Annotated in this window: 24 protein-coding genes; 10 read left to right on the top strand and 14 right to left on the bottom strand. The window is 71.1% G+C overall.

Annotated features, from left to right (window positions below; translation table 11 throughout):
- Positions 1 to 96: 96 nt before the first annotated feature.
- From HDA41_RS26450 to HDA41_RS26425, 7 genes are all read right to left on the bottom strand, one after another.
- Positions 97 to 1,689, bottom strand: a complete 1,593-nt coding sequence (locus HDA41_RS26450) for a dipeptide ABC transporter ATP-binding protein (RefSeq protein WP_184987831.1) — start codon at positions 1,687 to 1,689, stop codon at positions 97 to 99.
- On the bottom strand, positions 1,686 to 2,702 hold the full coding sequence (locus tag HDA41_RS26445; protein WP_184987830.1) for an ABC transporter permease: 1,017 nt from the start codon (positions 2,700 to 2,702) through the stop codon (positions 1,686 to 1,688). Before HDA41_RS26445 ends, HDA41_RS26450 begins: the two co-directional genes overlap by 4 nt.
- Complete coding sequence (locus tag HDA41_RS26440; RefSeq protein ID WP_184987828.1) at positions 2,699 to 3,757, bottom strand: ABC transporter permease; 1,059 nt, start codon at positions 3,755 to 3,757, stop codon at positions 2,699 to 2,701. Before HDA41_RS26440 ends, HDA41_RS26445 begins: the two co-directional genes overlap by 4 nt.
- A gap of 22 nt (positions 3,758 to 3,779) precedes the next feature.
- The gene (locus tag HDA41_RS26435; RefSeq protein WP_184987826.1) at positions 3,780 to 5,498 is read right to left on the bottom strand and encodes an ABC transporter substrate-binding protein; all 1,719 of its coding nucleotides are present in this window, start codon (positions 5,496 to 5,498) and stop codon (positions 3,780 to 3,782) included.
- A 174-nt stretch (positions 5,499 to 5,672) separates the two neighbouring features.
- Complete coding sequence (locus HDA41_RS42360; RefSeq protein WP_311772159.1) at positions 5,673 to 5,765, bottom strand: Ms4533A family Cys-rich leader peptide; 93 nt, start codon at positions 5,763 to 5,765, stop codon at positions 5,673 to 5,675.
- A 68-nt stretch (positions 5,766 to 5,833) separates the two neighbouring features.
- On the bottom strand, positions 5,834 to 7,561 hold the full coding sequence (locus HDA41_RS26430) for a DUF3152 domain-containing protein (RefSeq protein ID WP_268251493.1): 1,728 nt from the start codon (positions 7,559 to 7,561) through the stop codon (positions 5,834 to 5,836).
- Positions 7,562 to 7,569: 8 nt separating this feature from the next.
- The gene (locus HDA41_RS26425; RefSeq protein WP_184987824.1) at positions 7,570 to 8,604 is read right to left on the bottom strand and encodes an alpha/beta fold hydrolase; all 1,035 of its coding nucleotides are present in this window, start codon (positions 8,602 to 8,604) and stop codon (positions 7,570 to 7,572) included.
- Between the two features lie 314 nt (positions 8,605 to 8,918).
- On the opposite strand from HDA41_RS26425, the gene HDA41_RS26420 reads away from it, so the two are divergent.
- From HDA41_RS26420 to HDA41_RS26405, 4 genes are all read left to right on the top strand, one after another.
- Positions 8,919 to 9,140 (top strand): Rv3202a family protein, encoded by a 222-nt coding sequence (locus HDA41_RS26420; protein ID WP_184987823.1) that lies wholly within the window; start codon positions 8,919 to 8,921, stop codon positions 9,138 to 9,140.
- A gap of 207 nt (positions 9,141 to 9,347) precedes the next feature.
- On the top strand, positions 9,348 to 9,995 hold the full coding sequence (locus tag HDA41_RS26415; protein ID WP_184987820.1) for a TetR/AcrR family transcriptional regulator: 648 nt from the start codon (positions 9,348 to 9,350) through the stop codon (positions 9,993 to 9,995).
- 135 nt (positions 9,996 to 10,130) lie between these two features.
- On the top strand, positions 10,131 to 10,358 hold the full coding sequence (locus HDA41_RS26410) for a DUF3107 domain-containing protein (protein ID WP_010047710.1): 228 nt from the start codon (positions 10,131 to 10,133) through the stop codon (positions 10,356 to 10,358).
- Between the two features lie 201 nt (positions 10,359 to 10,559).
- Positions 10,560 to 10,829 carry a hypothetical protein gene (locus tag HDA41_RS26405; protein ID WP_184987818.1) on the top strand — a complete coding sequence of 90 codons (270 nt, stop codon included), beginning with the start codon at positions 10,560 to 10,562 and terminating at the stop codon, positions 10,827 to 10,829.
- Positions 10,830 to 10,948: 119 nt separating this feature from the next.
- Here HDA41_RS26405 and HDA41_RS26400 read toward each other — a convergent pair whose 3' ends face one another.
- Positions 10,949 to 11,704: a ferritin-like fold-containing protein gene (locus tag HDA41_RS26400; RefSeq protein WP_184987816.1), complete on the bottom strand. Its 756-nt coding sequence runs from the start codon at positions 11,702 to 11,704 to the stop codon at positions 10,949 to 10,951.
- 475 nt (positions 11,705 to 12,179) lie between these two features.
- Here HDA41_RS26400 and HDA41_RS26395 point away from each other — a divergent pair, with 475 nt between their 5' ends.
- Both HDA41_RS26395 and HDA41_RS26390 read left to right on the top strand, forming a co-directional pair.
- Positions 12,180 to 14,792: a DEAD/DEAH box helicase gene (locus HDA41_RS26395; RefSeq protein ID WP_184993753.1), complete on the top strand. Its 2,613-nt coding sequence runs from the start codon at positions 12,180 to 12,182 to the stop codon at positions 14,790 to 14,792.
- 127 nt (positions 14,793 to 14,919) lie between these two features.
- Positions 14,920 to 15,807 carry an alpha/beta fold hydrolase gene (locus tag HDA41_RS26390; RefSeq protein WP_184987814.1) on the top strand — a complete coding sequence of 296 codons (888 nt, stop codon included), beginning with the start codon at positions 14,920 to 14,922 and terminating at the stop codon, positions 15,805 to 15,807.
- Here the strand turns inward: HDA41_RS26390 and HDA41_RS26385 are convergent.
- Positions 15,804 to 16,697 carry an NYN domain-containing protein gene (locus tag HDA41_RS26385; protein ID WP_184993751.1) on the bottom strand — a complete coding sequence of 298 codons (894 nt, stop codon included), beginning with the start codon at positions 16,695 to 16,697 and terminating at the stop codon, positions 15,804 to 15,806. The genes HDA41_RS26390 and HDA41_RS26385 overlap by 4 nt on opposite strands.
- Positions 16,698 to 16,925: 228 nt before the next feature.
- Here HDA41_RS26385 and HDA41_RS26380 point away from each other — a divergent pair, with 228 nt between their 5' ends.
- Positions 16,926 to 17,078 carry a DUF8834 family protein gene (locus HDA41_RS26380; RefSeq protein ID WP_221512564.1) on the top strand — a complete coding sequence of 51 codons (153 nt, stop codon included), beginning with the start codon at positions 16,926 to 16,928 and terminating at the stop codon, positions 17,076 to 17,078.
- A 285-nt stretch (positions 17,079 to 17,363) separates the two neighbouring features.
- Here the strand turns inward: HDA41_RS26380 and HDA41_RS26375 are convergent, their stop codons facing one another.
- From HDA41_RS26375 to HDA41_RS26365, 3 genes are all read right to left on the bottom strand, one after another.
- Positions 17,364 to 17,969, bottom strand: a complete 606-nt coding sequence (locus tag HDA41_RS26375) for a MarC family protein (RefSeq protein WP_184987812.1) — start codon at positions 17,967 to 17,969, stop codon at positions 17,364 to 17,366.
- 103 nt (positions 17,970 to 18,072) lie between these two features.
- Positions 18,073 to 18,930: a PHP domain-containing protein gene (locus HDA41_RS26370; RefSeq protein ID WP_184987810.1), complete on the bottom strand. Its 858-nt coding sequence runs from the start codon at positions 18,928 to 18,930 to the stop codon at positions 18,073 to 18,075.
- Positions 18,931 to 19,117: 187 nt separating this feature from the next.
- On the bottom strand, positions 19,118 to 19,759 hold the full coding sequence (locus tag HDA41_RS26365; protein ID WP_184987808.1) for a DUF6758 family protein: 642 nt from the start codon (positions 19,757 to 19,759) through the stop codon (positions 19,118 to 19,120).
- 158 nt (positions 19,760 to 19,917) lie between these two features.
- Here HDA41_RS26365 and HDA41_RS26360 point away from each other — a divergent pair, with 158 nt between their 5' ends.
- On the top strand, positions 19,918 to 21,141 hold the full coding sequence (locus tag HDA41_RS26360; RefSeq protein WP_184987806.1) for an MFS transporter: 1,224 nt from the start codon (positions 19,918 to 19,920) through the stop codon (positions 21,139 to 21,141).
- A gap of 30 nt (positions 21,142 to 21,171) precedes the next feature.
- Here the strand turns inward: HDA41_RS26360 and HDA41_RS26355 are convergent, their stop codons facing one another.
- Entirely contained in the window at positions 21,172 to 21,756 is a 585-nt protein-coding gene (locus HDA41_RS26355) for a suppressor of fused domain protein (RefSeq protein ID WP_184987804.1), read from the bottom strand.
- Between the two features lie 460 nt (positions 21,757 to 22,216).
- On the opposite strand from HDA41_RS26355, the gene HDA41_RS26350 reads away from it, so the two are divergent.
- Positions 22,217 to 23,332, top strand: a complete 1,116-nt coding sequence (locus tag HDA41_RS26350; RefSeq protein WP_184987802.1) for a magnesium and cobalt transport protein CorA — start codon at positions 22,217 to 22,219, stop codon at positions 23,330 to 23,332.
- Positions 23,333 to 23,355: 23 nt separating this feature from the next.
- Entirely contained in the window at positions 23,356 to 23,868 is a 513-nt protein-coding gene (locus HDA41_RS26345) for a hypothetical protein (RefSeq protein WP_184987800.1), read from the top strand.
- Positions 23,869 to 23,881: 13 nt separating this feature from the next.
- Here HDA41_RS26345 and HDA41_RS26340 read toward each other — a convergent pair whose 3' ends face one another.
- Positions 23,882 to 24,637 (bottom strand): hypothetical protein, encoded by a 756-nt coding sequence (locus HDA41_RS26340; RefSeq protein ID WP_184987798.1) that lies wholly within the window; start codon positions 24,635 to 24,637, stop codon positions 23,882 to 23,884.
- Positions 24,638 to 24,643: the final 6 nt, after the last annotated feature.

The following is a 24,643-nucleotide window of genomic DNA, read 5'->3' as shown; positions in this document are numbered from 1 at the left end:
CGGTTGTCCGTCGCGCCACCAAAAGGGGTGAACGGTCGTAACTTTCCCGTGCGGATCGCGTTCCGTCGCGCTAGGAGATCAGTCGGACACGGATCGTCATACCGCGGCCAACTCCCGTCGCTCCGCCCGGCGTCGTGCGGCCACCTCCGGGTCGAGCGCCGGCACGGCGGCCAGCAGCTGCCTGGTGTACGGCTCCTGCGGCGACCCGTACACCTCGTCGACGGGCCCCGCCTCGACGATCCTGCCCTGCCGCATCACCGCGACCCGGTCGCTGACCTGGCGTACGACGGCCAGGTCGTGCGCGACGAAGACCAGTGCGAGGCCGAGTTCGCGCTGCAACTCCCCGAGCAGGGCGACCACGTGCGCCTGGGTGGTGACGTCGAGGGCAGACACCGGCTCGTCGCAGACGATGACGCGCGGTTCGGCCGCGAGCGCCCGCGCGATACCGACACGTTGGCGCTGCCCGCCGCTGAACTCGTGGGGATAGCGGTCGTAGTGGGCTCCTTCGAGACCCACGCGCTCCAGCAGTTCCGCCACGCGCCCCCGGATGCGCCCCTCGTCGCGCTCGCCCCGGGCGCGCAGCGGGTCGGCGATGGACTCGCCCACGCTGCGGCGCGGGTTGAGGGAGGAGACGGGGTCCTGGAAGACCATCTGCACGGCCGGGTTCACGCCGGTGTGCGGGCGGTCCTCGTACCGGATCTCCCCCGCCGTCGGCTCCAGCAGCCCGACGAGCATGCGCCCGAGGGTGGTCTTGCCGCTGCCGCTCTCGCCGACGATGCCGAGGGTCTCGCCGCAGTGCAGGGTCAGCGACACGTCCCGCACGGCCGTGAACGCCCGCTTCCCCCGCCCGAACTCGCGCCTGAGGCCGGTCGCCTCCAGCACGACCTCCTGCGGGGCCGTCGAGCCGGCCGTCGGCACGTCCAGCCGCGGGACCGCGGCCAGCAGTTCCCGGGTGTACGGCTGGGCGGGCGAGCCCAGCACGCTCGACACCGGGCCGTGCTCGACCGCCCGCCCGTGCCGCATCACCAGCACCTCGTCGACGCTCTCGGCGGCGACCCCCACGTCGTGCGTGACGAGCAGCAGCCCCATGCCCGTCTCCTCACGCAGCGTGTGCAGCAGGTCGAGGACCTGGGCTTGCACGGTCACGTCGAGGGCGGTCGTCGGCTCGTCGGCGATCAGCAGGCGGGGCTCGCAGGCCAGCGCCATGGCGATCAGGGCGCGCTGGCGCATGCCGCCGCTGAACTCGTGCGGCCGGGAACGCGACCGTCGGGCCGCGTCGGGAATGCCCACCCGGTCGAGGACCTCGACCGCACGCGCGCGTGCCGCCCGCCGGGACACGCGCGCGTGCACGCGGTACACCTCGGCGATCTGGTCACCGATCGCGTAGTACGGATCGAGGGAGGACAGTGGATCCTGGAACACCATCGCGGCCTGCCCGCCGCGCAGCCGCCGCAGTTCCCCGTCGGAGGCCCGCTGCACGTCCGTGCCGGCCACCCGGACCGAACCCCCGACCCGCGCTCCCGTGCCGTGGTGCAGGCCGAGCAGGGCGGACGCCACGGTCGACTTGCCGGAGCCGGACTCGCCGACCAGGGCCAGGGCGGCACCCTGTTCGAGCCGGAAGGAGAGGTCGTCGACGGCACGCAGCTCGCCGAAGTCCACGGAGAGGCCGGTCACTTCGACCAGGCTCATGTCAGCACCACCCGTCGGTCGGCCACCGCGTACAGCACGTCCGCGACGGCGTTGGCCAGCACCACGAAGAATCCGATGACCAGGACCATGCCGACCACGACCGGCAGGTCGACGACATTGACGGCGTGGACGAGTTCCTGTCCGATGCCGGGCAGGCCGAACAGCGTCTCGGTGAGCACCGCGCCGCCGATCGCCGAACCGACGTTGTTGGCGTTCAGCGCGATGACCGGCGCGAACGCCCCGCGCAGCGCGTGCCGCCCGACGATCGACCGTTCGCCGACGCCGTACGCGCGGAAGGTGCGGATGTGGTCCTCGGCCAGCGTCTCCAGCATCGACGCCCGGGTCAGCCGGGCGAACGCGGCGGCCTCGATGAGGGCCAGCGACAGCCAGGGCAGCAGCAGGTTCCACGCCCACTGTTCGGGGTCGTCGGTGAGGGCGACGTACTGCGGGAAGGGCAGCAGCCGCAGTTCCCCGCAGACGACGATCATCAGGACCAGCCCGATGACGAAGACCGGGGTGGCCGTCCCGGCGAGGGTGACGCCGGTCAGCACACGCTCGGAGAACCGCCCGCGCCGCCAGGCGGAGAGCACGCCGGTCCCGACGCCGAGGAGCAGCCAGAGCACCATCGCGCCGGACACCAGGGACAGACTGACCGGGAGCTTCGCCCAGATCAGCTGCGTGACCTGCTGGTCGCTCTGGTACGACAGGCCGAGGCAGGGCGCGGAGCAGTGCTGCACCGACGTGCCCGTCGAGTAGTCCTGGCCGGCGACGAGGCCCTGGAGGAAGTGCCAGTACCGCACGGACAACGGGTCGTCCAGGTTCAGCTGCCGGGCGACCTGGTGCACCTGTTCCGGTGAGCAGCGCGGGCCGCAGGTGATCTGGGCGACGTTGCCGGGGGTCACGTAGAAGACGACGTAGACGATCACCGAGATGGCGAGCAGCGTGACCACGGCGCCGACGGCCCGGCGCAGGACGAAGCCGGTGAGGCCGGTGAGGCCGGTGAGGCCGCTCATGCCGCACCTCCCCCGGCCGCCCCGGGCCCCTGAGCCGCCTTCGGCTCCCGCCCGCGTCCCCCGGCCGCCCGTGACTCCCGCTTCCGCCCGGTCCCGATCCGCAGCCGTGAGGCCGCGCGCGGGTCGAGCGCGGTGCGGATGCCGTCGCCGAGGACGGTGAGCGCCAGCACGGTGACGAACAGCGCGCCCGCGGGCAGCAGCAGGTACTGCGGGGCGGCCTGGTACCAGACGTCGGCGGCGGTGAGCATCTGCCCCCAGGAGGGCGTCGGCGGCTTCACTCCGACGCCGAGGAAGGACAGCGCGGCCTCGACGGTGATGTTCGACGGGACGAGCAGCGCGGCGTACGTGATGACGGGCGCGGCGATGCCGGGCAGCAGCTCGCGACGGGCGATGCTCCAGGTGCCCCAGCCGCTGAGCCGGGCGGCGGAGACGTGGTCGAGTTGCTTGAGGGTGAGCGTCTGCGCGCGCACGATCCGGGCGATGTTGCCCCAGCCGATCAGGCCGATGACGAGTGCGACGAGCACGGGCCGCGGGAAGCTCGACGGCACGATCGCGAGCAGCGCCAACGACATGATCATGAGCGGCATGGCGACGATGACGTCCGTGAACCGGCTCAACAGTTGATCAACCCATCGCTTCCCGAGCGCGGCGGCGACACCCATGGTGATCCCGATGGCGACCTGCACGACGGTCGCCGCCAGCGCGACGCCCAGCGACACGCGCGCGCCGTACGTCAGCCGGGCGAAGAGATCGCGCCCGGTCTGCGGTTCGACACCGAGCCAGTGGTCGCCGCTGATGCCGCCGAGCGGCCCGATGGGCACGCCCCCGCGCGCGGAGTCCACCAGGGAGGGGTGGTAGGTGGTCGGGTCCTGGCCCTCGACGGCCGTGAGGAGCGGCGCGGCGAGCGCGACCAGGACGAGCAGCGCGACGACGGCCGCCGCGACGAGGGCGGCGCGCCGCGCACGCAGCCGCCGCCAGAACTGACGGGCCCCCGAGACCGCCGGGACGAACGCGTCCGTCCCGGCGGCCCGCGAGGCCAACAGGGTCTCACTCATGATTGCTTGACCGGCCCATTGACTACTTGACCGCGACCTGCGAGATGTCCAGCACACCGGTCCAGTCGCTGATCACGATGTTCTTGACGTCCTCGCCGTACAGGCGCTTGTAGACGGGGTGGAACAGCGGGACGGTCAGGGCCTTCTCGCCGATCTTCTTGTCCAGCGCACCCCACCTCTTGGCGGCCTGGTCAAGATCCGTCAACTTGTTGATCGCATCAACCTCGGCATTGACCGACTTGTCGTTCAGCAGCCCGGTGTTGAAGTTCGCGCCGTCCTTGACGATCTGGCGGCCGTCGAAGATCGGGGCGAGGAAGGGACCGCCGGAGGGCCAGTCGGCGCCCCAGTGGGCGAGGAAGAAGCCCGGCTCGGTCTTCACGTTGTGGATCTTGTCGGAGTAGTCGTTCTCCTCCAGGCCCTGGAGCTTGACCGTGATGCCGGCCTTCTTCAGCGCGTCCTGGATCGCGGTCGCGATCTCCGGGCTGGTCTCGAAGTCCTTGGCGTTGGAGTGCGTCAGCGTGACGGTGAGCCCGTTCGGGTGACCGGCTTCCTTCAGCAGCTCCTTGGCCTTCTCCGGATCCCCGCCCTTCCCCGCCGGGAAATGGTCGTACGGCGTGTATCCGAAGGACTTCTGGTCGGGCAGGAAAGTCGTCGCCGGCTCGGCGAGCGCCGAACCGCCGGCGGCGTTGATCACGGACGACCGATCGATGGCGTACGAGATCGCCTGCCGCACCTTGACGTTGTCGAACGGCTTGATGGACGGGTTGAACGCGATGTAGTTGGTGTAGCCGAAGTGTCCGGTGCCGACGCGCGAGGCGAGGTCCTTGTCGCCGGTGACCTTGGCCAGCTCGGCCGGCCCGAGGTTGGTGTCCGTGGTGACGGCGGCGGCGTCCGCTCCCTGGGACGCGGACAGCCGCTGGTTGATCACCGACGAGTCGAGCCCGGACCGTACGTCGATCCTGTCCGGGTAGGCCTTGCGTTCGGCGTCGGTCGCGGCGGACCAGTGCGTGTTGCGCTCCAGGACCAGCCGCTCACCGTCGTTGTCGTTCCTCACGACCCGGTACGGCCCGGACGAGACCGGGTGCTCCTCGTACTTCGTCCCCGTGTCCTTGCTCTTCGGGACGGGCGCGAACTGCGTCTGCGTGGCGAGGTACGGGAACTCGCCCTCGGGCTTGTTCAGATGGAAGACGATGGTCCGCTCGTCCGGCGTCTCGATCGCGTCGAGGCCCTTCTTGTCCTTGTACGGACCCTGGTAGCCGGCGGCCCCGACCAGCCAGTCACGCAGGTAGGGGGCGCCGCCCGACAGCTCGGGGGCGAAGGAGCGCTCGATGCCGTACTTGATGTCGGCCGAGGTGATCGGGGTGCCGTCCTCGTACGTGAGCCCCTTCTTCAGCGTGTACGTCCACACGGTCGCGTCCTTGCTGGGGCGTCCGGTGTCGGTGGCGAGGTCGGGGACGACCTCGGTGCCGGCGGCGCCGTCCTCGCGGTTGCGGGTGGTGAGCGTACGGAAGACCAGGGACGGGACGTTGCCGCCGCCGGAGGTGTACAGGCGCGCCGGGTCGAAGTCCTGCTGGGGGTTGGCGTTCAAGACCGTGAGGGTGCCGCCCTTGTGGGGCGTGGAGTCGCCGCCGGCACCCTTGGCATCGTTGTCCTTCGGCCCGCAGGCGGCGGCACCCGCCGCCAGGACCAGGCTGACGGATGTCGCGGCCACGCGGCGCGCTGTGACGGACGGTTGGGGCATCGGAATGACGACCTCTCGGTGACGTCTCGGATCGCGAGACGAATTGACGAAGGGTGAGACGAAGCTGAACACACGTCTGCCCGGCGCCGGGCCGTCGAAGAAACCGTGGGTCACGGAGAACGTGACAGGGTCACGGAGAAGGCGGGAGTTCGCGACGCGCGCCTGGGGCGGGCGTCAGCAACAGTGGATGTCGGCTACACAGAGCGGGGTCACACCGATGAGCGCCAGCTCGATGGCGGCGCGAACGGAGACGCGACGGGACGACATGCCAGAAAATATGAACGAACTTCCGGTCCATGTCAACGCGTTGCGCGGGCGGGCCCCTGTGATGCCTGTCAACTTCCGGGGTAAGGCCAGGGATTGGCCCGGCAGCGGATGCCGTCGTGGTCGAGGAACTTGGTCTGCTGCTGCATGACCGGGGCGAGACTGCCGTCCTTGTCGCAGGTGACATGGCCGTAACCGAGGCGGTGGCCGACCTCGTGGTTGATCAGCATCTGCCGGTAGGCATGGATCTTGTCGCCGTACGTCTCCGAACCCTGCGCCCACCGGTAGGCGTTGATCATCACGCGCTCGGTGGCGGCCGAGTCGCAGGAGACGTTGTCCACGGTGGTGTCCAGACCGGACTTGGCGCACCAGTCGGCGGTCGTGCCGGGGCTGGCGAGCGTGATCACGAAGTCGGGCTTGCCGGAGTAGATCCGCTCGAAAGTTCGCGCGCCGTTGTGCGCCCAGCTGCGCTGGTCGTTGAGCGTCTTCTGCACGGCCTCGGCGAACAGCTCGGCGTCGAGCCCGAGCCCCTGCTCCACGTCCACGCGATAGGTGAACTCCTCCCCCGCACCCGGCGCCTCGGCGATGCCGGGCACGGCGTCGAACTTCCCCGAGCCCTTGAACGTGGCGCCGAGCTGGTACGTCCTGCCCATCTTCTCGTCGTACGTCAGCGGCTTCGCGCTGGGGCCCGGTGCGGGCGCCTGGCCGTCCGCGCGGGACGCGGAGTCCCGGATGTCGCGGGCCTGGTCGGTGGCGGACTGCGACTGCACGTCGGCGCCACCGGAGTCGTCCGTGACCTGACCGGCGACGATCACGGCCAGCACGGTGGTGACGGCGGCGGCCGCGATGCCGGTGAAGGTACGGCCCTTGGTGCCCTTGACCGGCGCGGGCGTGCCGGTGGGCGCCGCGCCGTCGTCATCGTCGTCGGAGTGGATGCCTGCCGGGGAACCGTCGTTCCAGTCCGTGACGGAGGCGTAGGCGTCCGCAGCGTGTGCGGAGGCGGGCGTACGGGGTGCGAAGACGTCGTCCTCCTCGTCGAAGGCGTCGAGATACTCCTGCCGCGGCGCGGGCACGGACGCCCGCCGCTGCCGCGGTATGGGAACACCGCCGCCCCTCAACTCGCCCCAGCCACCCCCCGCTTCCCGCTGCTCGGGATGCCCGCCACGCGCCTGTGGGAAGCCGTGCGCGGGAGTGCCGTCGGCCACCCGGGGGACCCCGCGCGCGGGGGTACCGTCCGGAAGCCGCGGAATACCCTGCGCGGGAGTCCCGTCGGGCAGCCGCGGAGCGCCACGCGCCGGCGTGCCGTCGGGAAACCTCGGAACACCCTGCGCGGGAGTCCCGTCCGGAAACCGGGGAACGCCACGCGCGGGCGTGCCGTCGGGAAGCCTTGGAACACCCTGCGCGGACGTCCCGTCGGGCAGCCGCGGAGCGCCACGCGCCGGCGTGCCGTCGGGAAAGCGGGGCAGCCCCCGCGCCGGGGTGCCGTCAGGCAAGCGCGGAGCACCGTGTACGGGCGTGCCGTCCGGCAGCCAGCCGTCCGGCAGACGCGGCATGCCGTGCGCGGGCGTCCCGTCCACCGGCGCGGACCGGGGTCCCGGCGTCCGGCGAGGGCCGGCACCAGGCGGAGGCCAGCCGCCCTGCGACGCGGCGCGGGGCGGGGCCGTCCGGCCTCCCCGGCTCGTGTCCACGGCCTGGCCCTGCCCCGGTCCCTGTCCCGGCCCGTCCTGGCCGTCCCGTACTGCGGTTGTGTCCGCGCGGTCGCTCTTGGCGACCGCCCCACGGCGGCTGTGGCGTCCCACGTCGCGCCTCAGCCCCCCATGCTCTCGTCGGTGCCTGCTTCGTCGACGGCCTCGTCCGCGCGAGCCTTGCTCGCCCGCTGTTCGCCCGACTCCCCCGCGTCCTCGAGGAGTTCACGAAAGGCCATGGCCACCGTCTCGGGGTACTCCATCATGGCCACATGCCCCGCGTCCGGCAACGTCACCAGCCGCGAGTCGCGGAACGCCCGGGCCGCCTTCTGGGCCATCCGGAAGCCGACGAGCTGGTCACGACCACCGTAGACGAGGAGCGTCGGCGCCAGAACCCGTTCGGCCTGGCGCCACAGTCCGTGCTGGCCGCCCAGCGTGTACGCGTTGACGATCCCGCGCGCGGACCGCGCCATCGCGTCCCAGAAGTACGGCAGCCGCAGCCGCCGCTCCATCTCCTGCACGGCGTTGCTGAATCCTTCCGGCGTCACCCGGCCCGGATCCCCGTAACACAGCGCCATCACGCCACGGACGCGCTGCTCCGCCGTCCACTCCCGGGTCAGCCGGGTGAAGAGCGGGGCGATCCCGGGCACCGCCAGCAGCGCTGTGGGCACGGCGGTGCGCTGCACTCGGATTTCGGGCAGGGCAGGAGACACGAGCGTGAGCGTACGGACCAGATCGGGCCGTACCGCGGCGACACGAGTGGTGATGGCGCCACCGAGCGAGTTCCCGAACAGGTGCACGGGTCCACGACCAGTGGCGTCGAGGTACCGGATGATCGCGCGCGCGGTCGCCGCGACGGAGTAGTTGCCGTCGTCCGGCGGCGGGGAGTCGCCGAAGCCCGGCAGATCGAGAGCCTCGCACTCGACGACGTCGGCCAGCAGCGCCATCAGCGCCGACCAGTTCTGCGAGGAACCTCCGAGTCCGTGCACGTACAGCGCGGGAGCCAGTCCCTTGCGCGCGGGGGGCCTCGACCGCACCTTCAGCGTGACCCCGGGCAGCTCGACCGACCTGAGCCGCTCGCCCTCGGCGACCCGGACGGTCCCCACCTTCGGCAGCACATTGGCGGGCGGCACGAACGGCAGCTCGGTCGATGACATGCGGCAATGTTACGAGACGATCACGTAGTGGCTCATGTGTTCGCCATCACAGGAATCGGCCATGAAGGGCGGGCACATGAGGCGCACACGGGGAACGCGCCCTGGAAGGAATAGCCCCCGAGAAGGAGAGGGCACCTGGGAAAGGAAGGGCATGAAGGCGGGGCATATGAGAAGCAGTCGGCGGGATGCGCACCGCCTCACGTCCCGGACGCGGATCGCATAGCGTCCGGATCGGGTGTCTCCTAGGCTCGTAGAGAGGGCACCCGCGTGTGGCCCCTGCATTCCCAGGGACGTTCGTAGAAAGGGAGCCCAGCATGGCCGTAGACCCCACAGACCCGGAGACCTTCGAGACCGACGAGACGCCGGAGACGCCGGACGACGTCGAGGCCCCCGAGGTCGACGCGGCCGAGCAGCACACGGACGTCGCACCGAACCGCGACGACCCGCTGACCCGCGTCGACCCGGACCGCGCCAATGAGGCCGACCTGGTGGAGCAGGCGCGGATCGTCACGCTCGACGAGGACGACTACCGGTGACGCACGCCGCCGCATGGCGACAGGGAGCATCACCGAGCAGGAAAGGAGCCGCATTTTGCCCGCTCTGACCCTGTTTGAAACCTTCTCAACCGCTTTCGTAACCGTCCGGTCCGTGAAATTCTGCGCTCTCACCGCGCACACCACGGTTACCGAAAAGTACGATGGCGACGCGGCCAGATCCGCACGTGGACGACTTTGGGAGGCGGCGTGACAGCCATCGAGCAGACAGAGGCGGTTCGCCCACGGGGCACACGCCTGCCACGCCGTGCCCGACGGAACCAGCTCTTGGGCGCCGCCCAGGAGGTCTTCGTGGCCCAGGGCTACCACGCGGCCGCGATGGACGACATCGCCGAGCGCGCCGGCGTCAGCAAGCCCGTGCTCTACCAGCATTTCCCGGGCAAGCTCGACCTCTACCTCGCGCTGCTGGACCAGCACTGCGAGTCGCTCATCCAGGCCGTACGGAACGCGCTGGCGTCGACGACCGACAACAAGCAGCGCGTCCGGGCGACCATGGACGCCTACTTCGCCTACGTCGAGGACGACGGCGGTGCCTTCCGCCTGGTCTTCGAGTCGGACCTGACGAACGAGCCCGCCGTGCGCGAGCGCGTCGACAAGGTCACCAACGAGTGCGCGGAGGCGATCCGCGACGTCATCGCCGAGGACACGGGCCTGTCGCGCGCGGAGTCGATGCTGCTCGCCTCGGGCCTGGGCGGCCTCGCCCAGGTGGTGGCCCGGTCCTGGCTGAACAGCGACCGCAGCGTGCCGCGCGACGAGGCCGTACAGCTGCTCGCCTCGCTGGCGTGGCGCGGCATCGCGGGTTTCCCGCTGCACGGAACCGACCAGCAGCACCACTGACGGCCGCTTTGTTCCCGCCCGCTGTTCGCTCGTGGCGTTCTCGGGTGGAGCATGCCGGTCCCCTCACCGGGCTAATGTGTGCTGCGTACGGCGCGGAAGGTCGCGCACATCACTGACCGTCGGAGGGACAAAGCCGTGGAGGTCAAGATCGGCGTGCAGCACGCGCCCCGCGAGATCGTTCTGGAGAGCGGTCAGAGTGCCGAGGAGGTCGAGCGGGCCGTGTCCGAGGCGCTGGCCGGGAAGTCGCCGCTGCTGACCCTCGTGGACGAGCACGGCCGCAAGGTCCTGGTCCCGGCCGACCGTCTCGCGTACATCGAGATCGGTGAGCCGGCCCCGCGCAAGGTGGGCTTCGGCGCTCTGTAGGCGCATGTGTGGAGCGGGGCGGGGCGGCTGTCGGCCGACCCGCCCCGTTCGCGTTCCCTCTCGCGTGCGGCAGCCCGTGCGGCACACGGGTTCCGCCACGGATGGAGCACGGTTCATCCACAGATGGGGATTGGAATCCGCAGGTCAGGGGTAAGACGGGCTACGACCGATTCGGGCAGGCCATGTGGGAGGGACCCAGACATGCTCCTGGAAGCGCTGAGCTCCGCGATCCTCGGCCTGGCTCTGGCATGGGCGGCCACGCATCGCCTGGCACACCGCCTCCCGGCTCGACCTCTGGTCCTGTCGACCGGCGTCGCCGGCGCCCTCTTCGGGGCCTTCGTCATGCACAGCGCGCTGGACGCCGGGCACTGGCTGCTCGTGCTGCTCGGCGCGGTGATCGTCTCGGTGGCCTCGCTGTCGCTGCTGCTGCGCCCCGCGGGTCGCCTGCGCCGACGATCAGCGACGGCTTAGCCGTTGCCGTCAGGGGCGCGGGGAACTGCGCGCCCAGCCGACAACGGCCCGCGGCCGCGACACAGCCGGACCCACCCTGTGCGGAGCGCCGCACCACCAGAACCACCCTGCGCGGGGCGCTACGCGGCCAAGCCCAGCGCAGCCATCCGCTTGGTGTGCGCCTCGGTGATCCGGGAGAACATCTTGCCGACCTCGGCGAGGTCGAAGCCGTCCGCGACACCGCCCACCAGCATGGTCGACAGCGCGTCCCGGTCGGCGACCACCCGCTGGGACTGCGACAGGGCCTCGCCCATCAGCCGCCGCGCCCACAGCGCGAGCCGCCCGCCCAGCCGCGGGTCCGCGTCGATCGCGGCGCGCACCTTCTCCACGGCGAAGCCGCCGTGTCCGGTGTCGTCGAGCACGGCCAGCACCAGACTGCGGGAGTCGGAGTCCAGCCGGGCGGCGACCTCCCGGTAGAAGTCGCTGGCGATGGAGTCGCCGACGTAGGCCTTGACGAGGCCCTCCAGCCAGTCCGAGGGGGCCGTCTGCTTGTGGAACCCGTCGTAGGCCGCGACGAACGGCTCCATCGCCCGCGTCGGCTCCTCCCCGATCTCGGCGAGCCGGTCGCGCAGCCTCTCGAAGTGGTGGAACTCGGCCGACGCCATCTTCGCCAGCTCCGCCTTGTCCTCCAGCGTCGGCGCCAGCTTGGCGTCCTCCGCGAGCCGCTCGAACGCCGCCAACTCGCCGTACGCCAGCGCCCCGAGCAGGTCCACGACCGCGGCGCGGTACTGCGGGTCGGCGGAGGCCGTCGCCCAGTCCAGGGCGGCGACTCCGGTGTGTTCGGCCGGGGCGGCGGTGGTGTCCGAGGCGTTCTCAGGCTTGTCAGAGCTCGTCATGAAGCGCACAATAACCCGCCTGCCGGGAGGCGTAAGGCCCTGGTCAATCAGTGTGACGACGACTACGTGACCAAATCGGCCATCGCGTGTGCGGGATTCCGGGGTATGGTGGTAATGCGCCTGCTGGTACGTCGACGTACCTCGACAGGCCGCACGTATGAGGATGCCCGGTCGGTGGCCCGATCGGCTCCGACCCGACAGACCTCCCGTCCGTACGGCATGTGCGTATGGATGCCGGAGGGACACCCTCAGCGGCATGAGCGCTAGAGCGTCGGCGCGGTCCCGTGCTCTACGGCCCGCCCGTAGGCAGCCGACGTCCCCGGCACGGTCCGACAAGACCCCCGCGCTCGCCTCGCGCCGCCCACACAGAAGAGGCAGCACCCTGACTACGACGTTCCGAGAGCTCGGAATCCTTCCCGAGACGGCCGAGGCCCTGGAGGCCGTCGGCATCATCACCGCCTTCCCCATCCAGGAGATGACGCTCCCCGTGGCCCTTTCGGGCTCGGACGTCATCGGCCAGGCCAAGACCGGCACCGGCAAGACGCTGGGCTTCGGCCTCCCGCTCCTCGAGCGCGTCACCGTCCCCGCCGACGTCGAGGCCGGACGCGCCAAGCCCGAGGACCTCACCGACGCCCCGCAGGCGCTCGTCGTCGTCCCCACGCGCGAGCTGTGCACGCAGGTCACCAACGACCTGCTGACCGCGGGCAAGGTGCGCAACGTACGGGTCCTCGCCATCTACGGCGGCCGGGCCTACGAGCCCCAGGTCGAGGCCCTGAAGAAGGGCGTCGACGTGGTCGTCGGCACCCCGGGCCGGCTGCTCGACCTCGCCGGGCAGAAGAAGCTGAACCTGAAGCACGTCAGGTGCCTGGTCCTCGACGAGGCCGACGAGATGCTCGACCTGGGCTTCCTGCCCGACGTCGAGAAGATCATCAACATGCTGCCGGTCCGGCGCCAGACGATGCTGTTCTCGGCCACCATGCCGGGCGCGGTCATCGGCCTCGCCCGCCGCTACATGTCGCAGCCCACGCACATCAGCGCCACGGCCCCGGACGACGCGGGCAAGACGGTCGCGAACACCAAGCAGTACATCTACCGCGCGCACAACATGGACAAGCCGGAGATGGTCGCGCGCATACTTCAGGCCGAAGGCCGGGGCCTGGTCATGGTCTTCTGCCGTACGAAGCGCACCGCGGCGGATCTCGCCGACCAGCTCCAGCAGCGCGGGTTCGCTTCCGGCGCGGTCCACGGTGACCTCGGCCAGGGCGCCCGCGAGCAGGCGCTGCGGGCCTTCCGCAACGGCAAGGTGGACGTCCTCGTCTGCACCGACGTCGCCGCCCGCGGTATCGACGTGGAGGGCGTGACCCACGTCATCAACTACCAGTCGCCGGAAGACGAGAAGACGTACCTGCACCGCATCGGCCGTACGGGCCGCGCGGGTGCCAAGGGCATCGCGATCACGCTCGTCGACTGGGACGACATCCCGCGCTGGCAGCTCATCAACAAGGCGCTGGACCTGGGCTTCAGCGACCCGCCGGAGACGTACTCCACTTCCCCGCACCTCTTCGCCGACCTCGGCATCCCCGAGGGCACGAAGGGCGTCCTGCCGCGCTCGGAGCGCAAGCGCGCCGGGCTGGACGCGGAGGAGCTGGAGGACCTGGGCGAGACGGGCGGCCGGGGGCCGCGCGGGCGCGGGGGCCGCGTCCGCGGGGGCCGGGACGAGTCCCCGTCGGCCGACCGCGAGCGTTCGGCCCGTACGCCGCGACGCCGCCGCCGTATGCGCGGCGGGACGCCGCTGGACGGGGCGCCGGAGTCCGCCGGCACCACGGCTCCGGACACCAGGGCCACGGACGGCTCCGCCGAGGCGGAGGCCGTCACGGCTCCTCGCACCCCGCGTCGCCGTCGCCGCACTCGCGGCGGCGCCTCTGCCGAGTCGGCGCCGGTCACGTCGGTCGAGTCCCCCGTGTCCGAGCCCGCGGAGAACGCCGTGGCGACGGCGGAGGGCGCGGGCACGGAGGCGGCCAAGCCGCGCCGTCGCCGTACGCGCAGGTCGCAGACGCCGGTGGAGACGCCGGCGGTGGAGGCCGCGGTGACGCCGTCGGCTGCTGATCAGGCCCCGGCGGATGCGGATGTCGTATCGGTCGTGGCCGCGCCGGTGACCGGACAGCCCGAGGCTCCCGCGGCCAAGCCGCGTCGCCGCACCCGCAGGACCACGGCGGCGTCCGCGGCCGAGTCGGCGGTCGACACGGCCGAGGGGACCACCGAGTCCGCGACGGAGACGACGGAGACGAAGCCGCGCCGCACCCGTACGACGACTGCCACGTCCGAGGCCCCTGCCGCTCCGGCCGAGGCCGCCAAGACCGAGCCGCGCCGCACGCGCAAGGCGACTGCCGCCGCGCAGGACGCCGTCGACACGGCCGAGACCGCCGCAGCGAAGCCCCGGCGTACGCGCAAGGCAACGGCAGCGACACCGGACGCCGCCGACGAGGCACAGGCCACCGAGCCCAAGCCCCGCCGCACGCGGAAGACCACCGCAGCCGCCGAAGCCGCCGCCGACACGGCCGAAGCCACGGAGGCCAAGCCGCGCCGCCGCACCCGCAAGGCCGTCGAGACCGCCGAGTCCGTCGCCGCCGGGATCCCGGCCCAGACGGCTCAGGAGCCGGAGGCCGCCGAGGCCAGGCCGCGGCGTGCCCGCAAGGCGACGGCCAAGGCCGAGGCGAGCGTCGACACGGCCGAGGCGACGGAGGCGAAGCCGCGCCGTACGCGGAAGACGGCTGCCGCGGCTGCGGATGCCGAGACCGCCGAGGCCAAGCCCCGCCGCACGCGGAAGACCGCCGCAGCCGCCGAAGCCGCCGTCGACACGGCCGAGGGCACGGAGGCCAAGCCGCGCCGCCGTACCCGCAAGGTCACCGAGCCCGCCGATATCCCGGCACAGGCCGGGCAGGAGCCGGAGGCCGCCAAGCCGCGTCGCGCGCGCAAGACGGCAACGGCCGCAGCCTCCGCCGAGGCCGCGGACGACGCGACCGGGGCGAAGCCGAAGGCCCGCCGCACCCGCAAGGCCACGGCCGCCGCGGAGCCCACGGAGGGCTGACACTCCCCCGATGGCCCGGCCCCACCCACTGGTGGGGCCGGGCCATCGGCATTCCCCGGCGCAGCCGGCCCCTGTTCTCCACTCATCGCCATCCCGCCACCGCATCCCCACCCGCTACCCTCACCCCGTGACCAGGCAAGCCACCTTCACCCCACCCCCGGGCGCCCGCGCCTACCCCCTGCGCACAGCCCGCGGTGAGTTCGCCGTCGTCGACTCGTCGCCGAGGGCCGGGGCGGAGGTCAAGGGAGTCGTCCTGATGCTGCCCGGGTTCACCGGGAGCAAGGAGGACTTCCGGCTGCTCCACGAGCCGCTCGCAGAGCGTGGGTACCGGGTCGTCGCCGTGGACGGGCGGGGGCAGCACGAGTCGGACGGTCCCGTGGACGACGAATCCGCCTACGCCCAGCGGGAACTGGCACGGGACGTGCTCGCGCAGGCCGAGGCGCTCGGCGTGCCCGTGCACCTCGTCGGGCACTCGCTCGGCGGGCAGATCGCGCGTGCGGCCGTGCTGCTCGACCACTCCCCGTTCCTCTCCCTCACCCTGGTCTCGTCCGGCCCGGCGGAGATCTCCGTCTCCCAGCAGCAGCGCGTGAAGCTGCTGCGGGACGCGCTCGCCGTGCTGTCGATGGAGGAGGTGTGGGAGGCCATCCAGGCCATGGGACCGCCGGAGGAGGTCGGCGGGCCCGCTCGCGGCCCCGGCGCCCCGGAGCAGTTGCGCCGCCGCTGGCTGGGCCACAGCCCCGCGCAACTCCTCGCGACCGGACGCCAGTTGTGCAGCGAGCCGGACCGGGTCACCGAACTCGCGGCCGTGCCGCTGCCGTTCCACGTCCTGTCGGGCGCGCACGACGACACCTGGCCGGTGGCGGTCCTCGACGACATGGCCGTACGGCTGAACGCGCACCGCACAGTCGTCGCGGGAGCCGAGCACTCCCCGGGCGCCGAACAGCCCCTTCCGACCGCCCAGGCCCTCGCCGACTTCTGGGACGGGACCCACACGGCCGGAACGCACACGCCCTAGTACTGCGTCTGAAGGTGCTCCCAGAAGCCGTCCCGCAGTGCGCGGCGCAGGTCCGCATGTCCGCGCAGCGAGTGCTGCAACAGGCCCTCCGCCTCCACGAGCAGGTCCTGGTCCACCGAGCCGGGCAGGTAGGGGTGGCCGGGCAGCAGTTCGACCAGCGTGTCCCGGCCGCGGGCCGCCAGCCACTTCGCCGCGATCTGCGCGCCCACGAACCGCACGTCCTCACGGGTGGGCCGGCCCGTGGTCGCCTCGTAGCCGGGGGCGGCGCGGCGGGAGACGTAGGGCTTGAAGAAGTCGAGGTCGAAGGTGCGCTGGCTGTCGACCTCCCACAGGAGGGGCTCCGCCTGGTTGCGGCCCTCCGGCGCCTCGATGCCCCAGAGGTGGACGCGGGCGCCGTACCCCTGGGCCGCCTCCACCGCCGACACCAGGTCCTCGTCGCCGCCGAGCAGGGCCGCGTCGCTGATGGCGCGGTGCCGGGCGAGGGACTCCAGGTCGGTGCGGATGAGTGAGTCGACACCCTTCTGCTGGTTGTTGGAGTTCAGGTTGCCCAGCCGCACCTTGACGTCCGGCAGTTCCGCGATGCTCTGCTGCTCCGACGTGTGGATGCGGCGGCGGGCGCCGTCGTACCAGTAGACCCGCAGTAGCCTGCTGTCCGCGAAGATCGTGCGGGCCGTGTCGATGAGCGCGTCGATCAGGCCCTCGGCGTCCAGGTCGTAGGCCCGGCGGTCCTCGGTGCCGGCGACGAGCCGTCCTGCGGCCGCGTACAGGTACCCGGCATCGACGAAGATCGCATGGGTCGAGGGTGTCTTCGCCACCTCGGCGAGCATGCGCTGGAGCAGCTCGTTGGTGCGGTCGATGCGGGCGCTCAGGGCCGCGAGGTCGTCGTTCATCATCTCCATTGTTCCGGCGGTCACGCTGCGAACACAACTGGTCCCGGTCGGTCCCGTAACGACAGTCTTACGGCTCGGTAATTAGCAGTTCGAAAAATTTCCTTAGCGTAGGGAATGTTTCAACCGTCCAGTCCTGTTGACTCATACGGAACACCGGGCACCGCTGCCTCGTGGGCCGACCACCGAGTAGTTCTCCTCAGGAGGATGACCAGACGAAGGGAGAAGCCCTTGCGCTTCGAAATCATGCACCTCGACGACGTCGACGGCACGCCCGTGGACACGACCGTCGTGGACGCCGCCTCCGTCAGTCGCATCGTTCAGCAGGCCGCCGCGACAGGGCAGCGCCTCTGGATCCGCCCGGCCGGGACCACGGCCTCGTAACGCGCGCCGCTCTCCCACACTTCGCAGCCCCCGTACGGCATCGGCCGTGCGGGGGCTCCGCCGTTGCGGCCTCCCTGGTGGGGGACGCACTGGCCGAGGGGGCGGCGAGAGCGAGAACAAGGCGGTGGACCACATGTCCGTGACGGGACGGTCGAGCCGGTGTGCGGTTCCCGGACAACCCCGACGCGCTCGCCGTGCGGGCCGAGCGGATCCTCGGCCGGGGCGGTCTGTCGCCTTCGGCGGATCGGCACCGTCCTCACCCGGCCTGCCTGACGCGGCGGCCTCTCAGCTGCCCTGGATCACCTGCGTGACCCCGTTGATGATCTGCTGCACGGCGATCGCGGACAGCATCATGCCCGCGAGCCGCGTCACCAGGACCACACCGCCGTCCTTGATGATCCGGATGATCACCAGCGAGTAGCGCATCACCAGCCACAGCACGACATGGATGGCGAGGATCGCCGTCCACACGGAGATCTGCGTGGCGACAGTGTGGGCTTTCTGCACGGCGAGGATGACCGACACGATCGCCCCCGGCCCGGCCAGCAGCGGCATGCCCAGCGGCACGAGAGCGACGTTGACGTCCTTGGTCTGCTTCGGCTCGTCCGTCTTGCCGGTCAGCAGGTCGAGCGCGATCAGCAGAAGCAGCAGCCCACCCGCGATCATCAGCGCGGGCACGGAGACGTGCAGGTAGTTCAGGATCTGATGCCCTAGCAGCCCGAACACGGTGATCACGCCACCGGCGACACAGACGGCCTGGAAGGCCATCCGTTTCTGCACCTTGGCGGGCCGTCCGGCGGTGAGCGCGAGGAAGATCGGTGTGATCCCGGGGGGATCCATGATGACGAAGAGGGTCAGGAACAGGGAGCCGAAAACGGCGAGGTCGAACATGTGCGTGATGGCCTTGCGGGTTGGTGGAAGAGCGCGGCAGGCATGGACCTGTTTGCAGCCGGTAACGCCGGGTGCCTGAGAACGGGCCTACAGGAGAGAGATCTCAGACCCCGCCGGCCCCCGGCACGGGGAACGCCCCGAAGGCCCGCCGCGTGATCTCCCCGTACACCTCGGGATCCGTCGTGTACTCCCCGAGCACACACGTCTTCCGGCTGCCGTGATAGTCGCTGGACCCGGTCATCAGGAGTCCCAGCTCCTTCGCCAGCCCCCGCAGCCGCGCACGCGTCTCCGCGTCGTGGTCCATGTGGTCGACCTCGACGCCGTCCAGCCCGGCCGCGGCCATCTCGGCGATCGCGGCCTCCGGCACCGTACGCCCCCGCTTGCTCGCCCCGGGGTGGGCGAACACCGCGACCCCGCCCGCGCCCTTGATCAGCCGGATCGCCTCGAACGGGTCGGTCTCGTGCTTCTCCACGAAGGCCCGGCCGCCGTCGGCCAGCCAGTCCTGGGTGAAGGCGTCGCTGACGGTCGGCACCACGCCCAGCTCGACGAGCGCGGTCGCCACGTGCGGACGCCCGACGGACCCGTCACCGGCGATCCGCGCCACCTGCTCCCAGGTCACGGGCACGCCGAGCTCCCGCAGCTTGGCGATCATGCCCTGCGCCCTGGGCACCCGGTCGTCCCGGACCAGCTCGCGCTCGGCGAGCAGCGCGGGCTCCTCGGCGTCGAAGAGGTAGGCCAGCATGTGCATGCTGATGCCGTCGAGCCGGCAGGAGAGCTCGGCTCCGGTGACCAGTGTGAGCCCCTCGGGCAGCGCGGCGATCGCCTCGGCGTGGCCACGGGTGGTGTCGTGATCGGTCAGCGCGACGACGTCCAGCCCGACCGCGGCGGCCTTGCGCACCAGCTCGGCGGGAGCGTCCGTACCGTCGGAAGCGGTGGAGTGGGTGTGCAGATCGATACGCACGACGCGGACTCCAGACACGGACGAGATGAGCAGGGCTGCTCAAGGATAACCGGATTTTCACCGACTCCTGTCACACCCGAACCCAGGAAGCACCCCCTACAGCAACGCCCTGAAGCGGCGGGGAACCGCGCGGCAAGCCACAGACCCCCGCAGCCGTCCGCGCACCCGAATCCCCTCCCCCTGTGCGCTACGGCTGAAGCAGTCGCGGCGACAGGGCCCCACAAGGCACCAACTCCACCTCGGCCCCGGCCTCCCGCAGATCCGCCAGCACCAGCTCGTCGTACATCAACAACCCCGACTGCTCCGGCCACACGACCGCCCACAGCCACATCCCGAGCGCCTCACCAGCGAAAACCGCCCGATCATCCGGCGCCCCGGACACATGCCACAACGGGGTGGGGCGCCCCGCGGCCAGCACCTTCGCCTGAGCCGGCTTCCCGACGTCCATGTACGGCCCCGGATCCGGACCCTCCATGCCCGCATACCGCGCACCGAGTCCGACGCCGAGCTCCTCCGCCACCAGGATCAGCTCACCCATCCCGCCGAGCGGCCCGGGCCCCGTACAGGCCACGGCCGTGGCGCGGCCACCCGTGCGGTCGTCCCCCGCGCAGGCCACGCCGGTGAACAGCCAGCCGACCGGCAGCGGCCAGGGCATCCACACCGGCACGCGGGTGCGGTGCACCACCACGTTGAGGGCGTCGACGCCGGGCGGTATCACGGGCTGCACCGGATGGACGGTGCCGTGCACATCGCACTGCCACGAGTCGGAGAAGAGGCCGGGAGCCCTGACCCGGCCACCGCACTTCGGGCAACTGGGTTCGCCCCTCATAGGGCCCCACGGTCCTACCCCGGCCCCGCCACGTCAAGGACGATCACCCAACCGGACGGAACCCTTCACTCCCACACTAGATGTAGTTTGCATTAATTAGACTAGCTAATTTAGCATGTGCATATACCAACTACTTCCGATCGGGAAAGGGAGCAACCATGGACCCCTTCGACGCCGGAGCGGGCGGCCTCCTCAAGCAGCCCAGGTCCGTGTGGGCGACCGCCGGGGCGTCGGTCGTCGCCTTCATGGGCATCGGACTCGTCGACCCGATCCTGCCGTCCATCGCCCAGGGCCTGCACGCCACGGCGAGCCAGGTCTCCTTGCTCTTCACGTCGTACTTCCTCATCACCGCCGTCGCGATGCTGGTGACCGGGTTCGTCTCCAGCCGGATCGGTGGCCGGAAGACACTGCTGCTCGGCCTCGCGTTCGTCGTGGTGTTCGCCGGGCTCGCGGGCACCTCCGGGTCCGTCGGGGAACTGGTCGGATTCCGGGCCGGCTGGGGCCTCGGCAACGCGCTGTTCGTCTCGACGGCCCTCGCGGTCATCGTCGGCGCGGCGGCCGGCGGGAGCGCGGCGGCGATCCTGCTGTACGAGTCGGCCCTCGGCCTCGGCATGGCGTGCGGTCCGCTGCTGGGCGCCTTGCTCGGGGACGCCAGCTGGCGCTACCCGTTCTTCGGCACGGCGTTCCTGATGGCGGTCGGCTTCCTGTGCATCGCCGTGTTCCTGAAGGAGCAGCCGAAGCCGGCCCGCAAGACCTCGCTCCTGGACCCGGTCAAGGCGCTGGGCCACGGCGGCCTCGCCTCGGCGGCGGCCTCGGCGTTCTTCTACAACTACACGTTCTTCACCGTGCTGGCCTTCACCCCGTTCGTGCTGAACATGAGCCCGTACCGGTCGGGGGCGGTGTTCTTCGCCTGGGGCGTGCTGCTCGCCGTCTTCTCGGTGATCGTGGCGCCGCGACTGCAGAAGCGGTTCGGCTCGCTGAAGGTGCTCGGCGGTTCGCTGGTGCTGCTCGCGGCCGACGTGCTCGTGCTCGGTTACGGCGACCACACGACCGCCGTGGTCTGCACGATCCTGTCCGGCGCCTTCATCGGCGTGAACAACACCGTCTACACCGAGCTGGCCCTCGGCATCTCGGACGCGCCCCGGCCGGTGGCGAGCGCGGGCTACAACTTCGTGCGCTGGTTCGCGGCGGCGGCCGCCCCGTACTTCGCGCCGAAGATCGAGGAGTGGACCGACCTCCACATCCCGTTCGTGGTGGCGGCGGTCACCGCGGTCGTGGGCGCGCTGGTGGTCGTCGTACGGCGGAAGGCACTCACGGGCGAGGCCGAGCAACCGGAGACGAGGCACGCGGCCGAGGACGGTGTCACCGTCTTCGCCAACTGAGGCCTCACGGCCGGTGGTTGGTGAGCTTCCTCACTCCAGCGGGACGGACTTCCGGGACGGATCCCGGAGGTCCGTCCCCTGGTTCAGCCACCGCTCCTGAAGCGCCTGGGCGCCGTGCACGCGCTTCCAGGCGGCCTCGTTCGGGGTCATCGGCAGCAGCGGCAGGAACCGCACGGGATCGAGGGGCTCGTCGAGCTCCAGGTCCTCCACCAGGCCGCCCGGCTCGGCGACCAGGACCGAGGTGAAGGGGGCGCCGGGCCACAGCGGTTCGCCGACGTCGAGGGAGGCTCCCGGAGCCACGACCAGGCCCTCCACCTGCGGAGACGCGGCGAGCACGGCGAGCGGGCGGAGCACCTTGTCGGTGTCGGCCAGCCCGGCACGCACCGAGAGGACCAGCTCGGCACGCGGACCCTTGACCGGGTCGGCGACCACCGCCGTGGGGTCCGCCATGGGGTGCGCGGACATGCCGAGCGTGGCGTAGCGGACGACGTCCCCCTCCTGGAAGCGGAGCACCTCGATGCGGTCCGTACCCAGGAAGGTGACCGCAGCGCGCGCGTCCGGTTCGCCCAGCGCCGTGAGCAACCGGGCTTCGACCAGAGGAAGAACTTGTGCCATGCGGCGAGCATAGAACTCGTCAGTAGCGGGCAAACAAGCGCCTTGACACGTCGGGCGACTGATACTCTTGCCCGGTGGTTCGGGGCAGCACGCAGAAGCGTCGCGATCAAGCCCCGACGCCGAAGGAACTCCCTTACGAGGGACCGGCCGGAGGAGGTGGGACTGCAATGGACCGAAGTCGACCGTGCAGTAGCACCACGCTCTTCCCGCCGCTGACGTAGCTGTTCTGGCTCTGGCTGGTCGCCACCTCTCGCACTCGCCTCACCGCGGAAGAGCGCTTCGTTTCGCTTTGCCTGATCTGCCTCAGAAGCTGAATCAGTAACGAGACTCGCCACCGCGACGGTGCGGTGCTCCCCGCTTTGTGGACGTGCCAAACACCATCGGTCCCAACGTCCTCATTCCGGGTAGTTCCACCTGTCGGGTCCGGCGCCTTTCGTTGCCTGTCGCGAAGGAGCCCGCCATGTCGATGATCCGCGACCTGCGCGCCGTCGTCCGTCCGTCCCGCGTGTCGCTGCGCAAGGACGGTGCGACGTATGACGCGACCCGCAGCCCCGCGACGTCCTCCGCCGTCGTCGACTGCGCCGTCTACCGGGACGGCCGCCGCATCGAGACCGAGACCCCGCTGACCCCGCACGAGGCGGTGCGCCTGGCGCGCCGCGACGGCGGCTTCGTGTGGATCGGCCTGCACGAGCCGACCGAGGCCGAATTCTCCGGCATCGCCGGTGAGTTCGGGCTGCACCCGCTGGCCGTGGAGGACGCCGTCCAGGCCCACCAGCGGCCCAAGCTGGAGCGCTACGACGACTCCCTCTTCACGGTGTTCAAGACCATCCACTACGTGGAGCACGACCAGTTCGACGCCAACAGCGAGGTCGTCGAGACCGGCGAGGTCATGTGCTTCACCGGCCGGGACTTCTTCATCACCGTCCGGCACGGCGGACAGGGCTCCCTGCGGGCCCTCAGGCACCGTCTCCAGGACGACCCCGAGTTGCTGTCCAAAGGCCCCTCGGCCGTGCTTCACGCCATCGCCGACCACGTCGTCGACGGCTACATCGCGGTCGCCGACGCCGTGCAGGACGACATCGACGAGGTCGAGACCGAGGTGTTCTCCCCGGGGCGCAAGGGCTCCCCGCGCGGCTCGGACGCCGGCCGGATCTACCAACTCAAGCGCGAGGTACTGGAGTTCAAGCGGGCCGTGTCGCCGCTGCTGCGGCCCATGCAGCTGCTGAGCGAGCGGCCGATGCGGCTGATCGACCCGGACATCCAGAAGTACTTCCGCGACGTCGCCGACCACCTGGCCCGCGTGCAGGAGCAGGTGCTCGGCTTCGACGAACTGCTCAACTCCATCCTCCAGGCCAACCTCGCGCAGGCGTCCGTGGCGCAGAACGAGGACATGCGCAAGATCACCTCATGGGCCGCGATCATCGCCGTGCCGACGATGGTGTGCGGGGTGTACGGCATGAACTTCGACCACATGCCGGAGCTGCACTGGCGGTACGGCTACCCGGTGATCATGGGCATCACGGTGGTCATCTGTCTGGGCATCCACCGCACCCTGAAGCGGAACGGGTGGCTGTGAACGGCGTGGATAGGCTGGGGGCCATGACAAGCGAGCTGCTCGGCCAGGCCCTCGTCGAGGAGGCCACGAAGAAGTCCGGCCTCGTCTGGGTCCAGGGCCCCGACGGCCCGGCGCGTGCGCTGTGGCACGTGTGGCACGAGGGTGCCGCGTGCCTGGTCGGCGACGGGCCCGGCGAGCAGCCGCTGCCGGGCCTGGCCGACGGGACCGAGGCCCGGGTGACGGTCCGCAGCAAGGACAAGGGGGGCCGGCTGGTCTCCTGGACGGCCCGGGTCACCCAGCTCGCACCGGGCTCCGAGGCGTGGGACGCGGCGGTCGCCGAGCTCAAGGGCAAACGGCTGAACGCGCCCGACGCCGAGGCCATGACCGAGCGCTGGGCCCGCGAGTGCCGGGTGCTGCGCCTGGAGCCGACCGGGGCGACGGCACCGCTGCCCGACGACTCCCTGTCCGAGCCACCGCTGCCGACCCCGGCGATCACCCGCCGGCCGATTCCGGCGGGCCTGCCCCGCCTGCTGCTGAAGAAGCGCAAACGCGCCTGAGGGGCTGCACGTCCTACGACTCCGGCAGCTGCCTTCCGTAGTCCACCGTCTCGTTCTTCTCCGGCTCCCGCAGGGAGAAGCCCTGCCCCCAGGCGGAGAACGTGAGGGTACCCGCCCCACCGGCCCGCTCCAGGCGCAGCGGATACGGCTTGCCCTCCAGGGACACCTCCAGGGTGCCGCCGGAACCCTTGTCGCCCGAGATGCGGATGGTGCGGATGCCCGCCTGCTCGTCGTGGCCTTCCGTCGCGAGCTTGCCGTGCAGGGTCAGCAGACCGTCGAGGAGGACTCCCTTGTCCGTGAAACCGCTGAACTTCTGGTACGAAGGGTCGCCCTGCGGCACCTTCACGAACTTGCCGCCGAGCTTGGACGCCGCGGCGGCGTCCGCCATGCCCTCCCCGCCCTGGCCCGCGCCATGACTCCAGAACTCCGCGTCGGCCTTGAGGAAGAGCTGCTCGCCGACGCGCAGCAGCCGGAAGGTCGCCCCCTTGGTGGTGACCGAGCCCTCGCCGCCGTCGTCCTTCAGCCGCATGTCGAGCGCGTACGTGCGCCCGCCGCTGACGACGCTGCCGTGCAGCCGGACCGCCCCGGCGGACTCGGCGGCCGTACGGGTCTTGGCCTGGATCTTCTCGGCGGGCAGTCTGCCGACCCCGTTGGTGCCCTCGTTCGGATCCTCCGCACAGCCCGTGAGCACCGTTCCGGTCACGGCCAGTGCGCACATCGCGCTCGCGAGCGCGGCACTGTGGTTGCGGCCCTGGCGAATCGGAGTCACAGGTGG

The organism is Streptomyces caelestis (assembly GCF_014205255.1).
In the GTDB taxonomy this organism is placed as follows: Bacteria; Actinomycetota; Actinomycetes; order Streptomycetales; family Streptomycetaceae; genus Streptomyces; species Streptomyces caelestis.
The sequence above is the reverse complement of the archived record's forward strand: the minus strand, read 5'-3'. Positions and strand labels throughout refer to the sequence as shown.

Bases quoted from the DNA above. Each gene is read 5' to 3' on its own strand.
- HDA41_RS26450 (WP_184987831.1), bottom strand. From the start codon at position 1,689: ATGAGCCTGGTCGAAGTGACCGGCCTCTCCGTGGACTTCGGCGAGCTG.
- HDA41_RS26445 (WP_184987830.1), bottom strand. From the start codon at position 2,702: ATGAGCGGCCTCACCGGCCTCACCGGCCTCACCGGCTTCGTCCTGCGC.
- HDA41_RS26440 (WP_184987828.1), bottom strand. From the start codon at position 3,757: ATGAGTGAGACCCTGTTGGCCTCGCGGGCCGCCGGGACGGACGCGTTC.
- HDA41_RS26435 (WP_184987826.1), bottom strand. From the start codon at position 5,498: ATGCCCCAACCGTCCGTCACAGCGCGCCGCGTGGCCGCGACATCCGTC.
- HDA41_RS42360 (WP_311772159.1), bottom strand. From the start codon at position 5,765: ATGTCGTCCCGTCGCGTCTCCGTTCGCGCCGCCATCGAGCTGGCGCTC.
- HDA41_RS26425 (WP_184987824.1), bottom strand. From the start codon at position 8,604: ATGTCATCGACCGAGCTGCCGTTCGTGCCGCCCGCCAATGTGCTGCCG.
- HDA41_RS26420 (WP_184987823.1), top strand. From the start codon at position 8,919: ATGGCCGTAGACCCCACAGACCCGGAGACCTTCGAGACCGACGAGACG.
- HDA41_RS26405 (WP_184987818.1), top strand. From the start codon at position 10,560: ATGCTCCTGGAAGCGCTGAGCTCCGCGATCCTCGGCCTGGCTCTGGCA.
- HDA41_RS26400 (WP_184987816.1), bottom strand. From the start codon at position 11,704: ATGACGAGCTCTGACAAGCCTGAGAACGCCTCGGACACCACCGCCGCC.
- HDA41_RS26395 (WP_184993753.1), top strand. From the start codon at position 12,180: ATGACGCTCCCCGTGGCCCTTTCGGGCTCGGACGTCATCGGCCAGGCC.
- HDA41_RS26385 (WP_184993751.1), bottom strand. From the start codon at position 16,697: ATGAACGACGACCTCGCGGCCCTGAGCGCCCGCATCGACCGCACCAAC.
- HDA41_RS26375 (WP_184987812.1), bottom strand. From the start codon at position 17,969: ATGTTCGACCTCGCCGTTTTCGGCTCCCTGTTCCTGACCCTCTTCGTC.
- HDA41_RS26365 (WP_184987808.1), bottom strand. From the start codon at position 19,759: ATGAGGGGCGAACCCAGTTGCCCGAAGTGCGGTGGCCGGGTCAGGGCT.
- HDA41_RS26360 (WP_184987806.1), top strand. From the start codon at position 19,918: ATGGACCCCTTCGACGCCGGAGCGGGCGGCCTCCTCAAGCAGCCCAGG.
- HDA41_RS26355 (WP_184987804.1), bottom strand. From the start codon at position 21,756: ATGGCACAAGTTCTTCCTCTGGTCGAAGCCCGGTTGCTCACGGCGCTG.
- HDA41_RS26350 (WP_184987802.1), top strand. From the start codon at position 22,217: ATGTCGATGATCCGCGACCTGCGCGCCGTCGTCCGTCCGTCCCGCGTG.
- HDA41_RS26345 (WP_184987800.1), top strand. From the start codon at position 23,356: ATGACAAGCGAGCTGCTCGGCCAGGCCCTCGTCGAGGAGGCCACGAAG.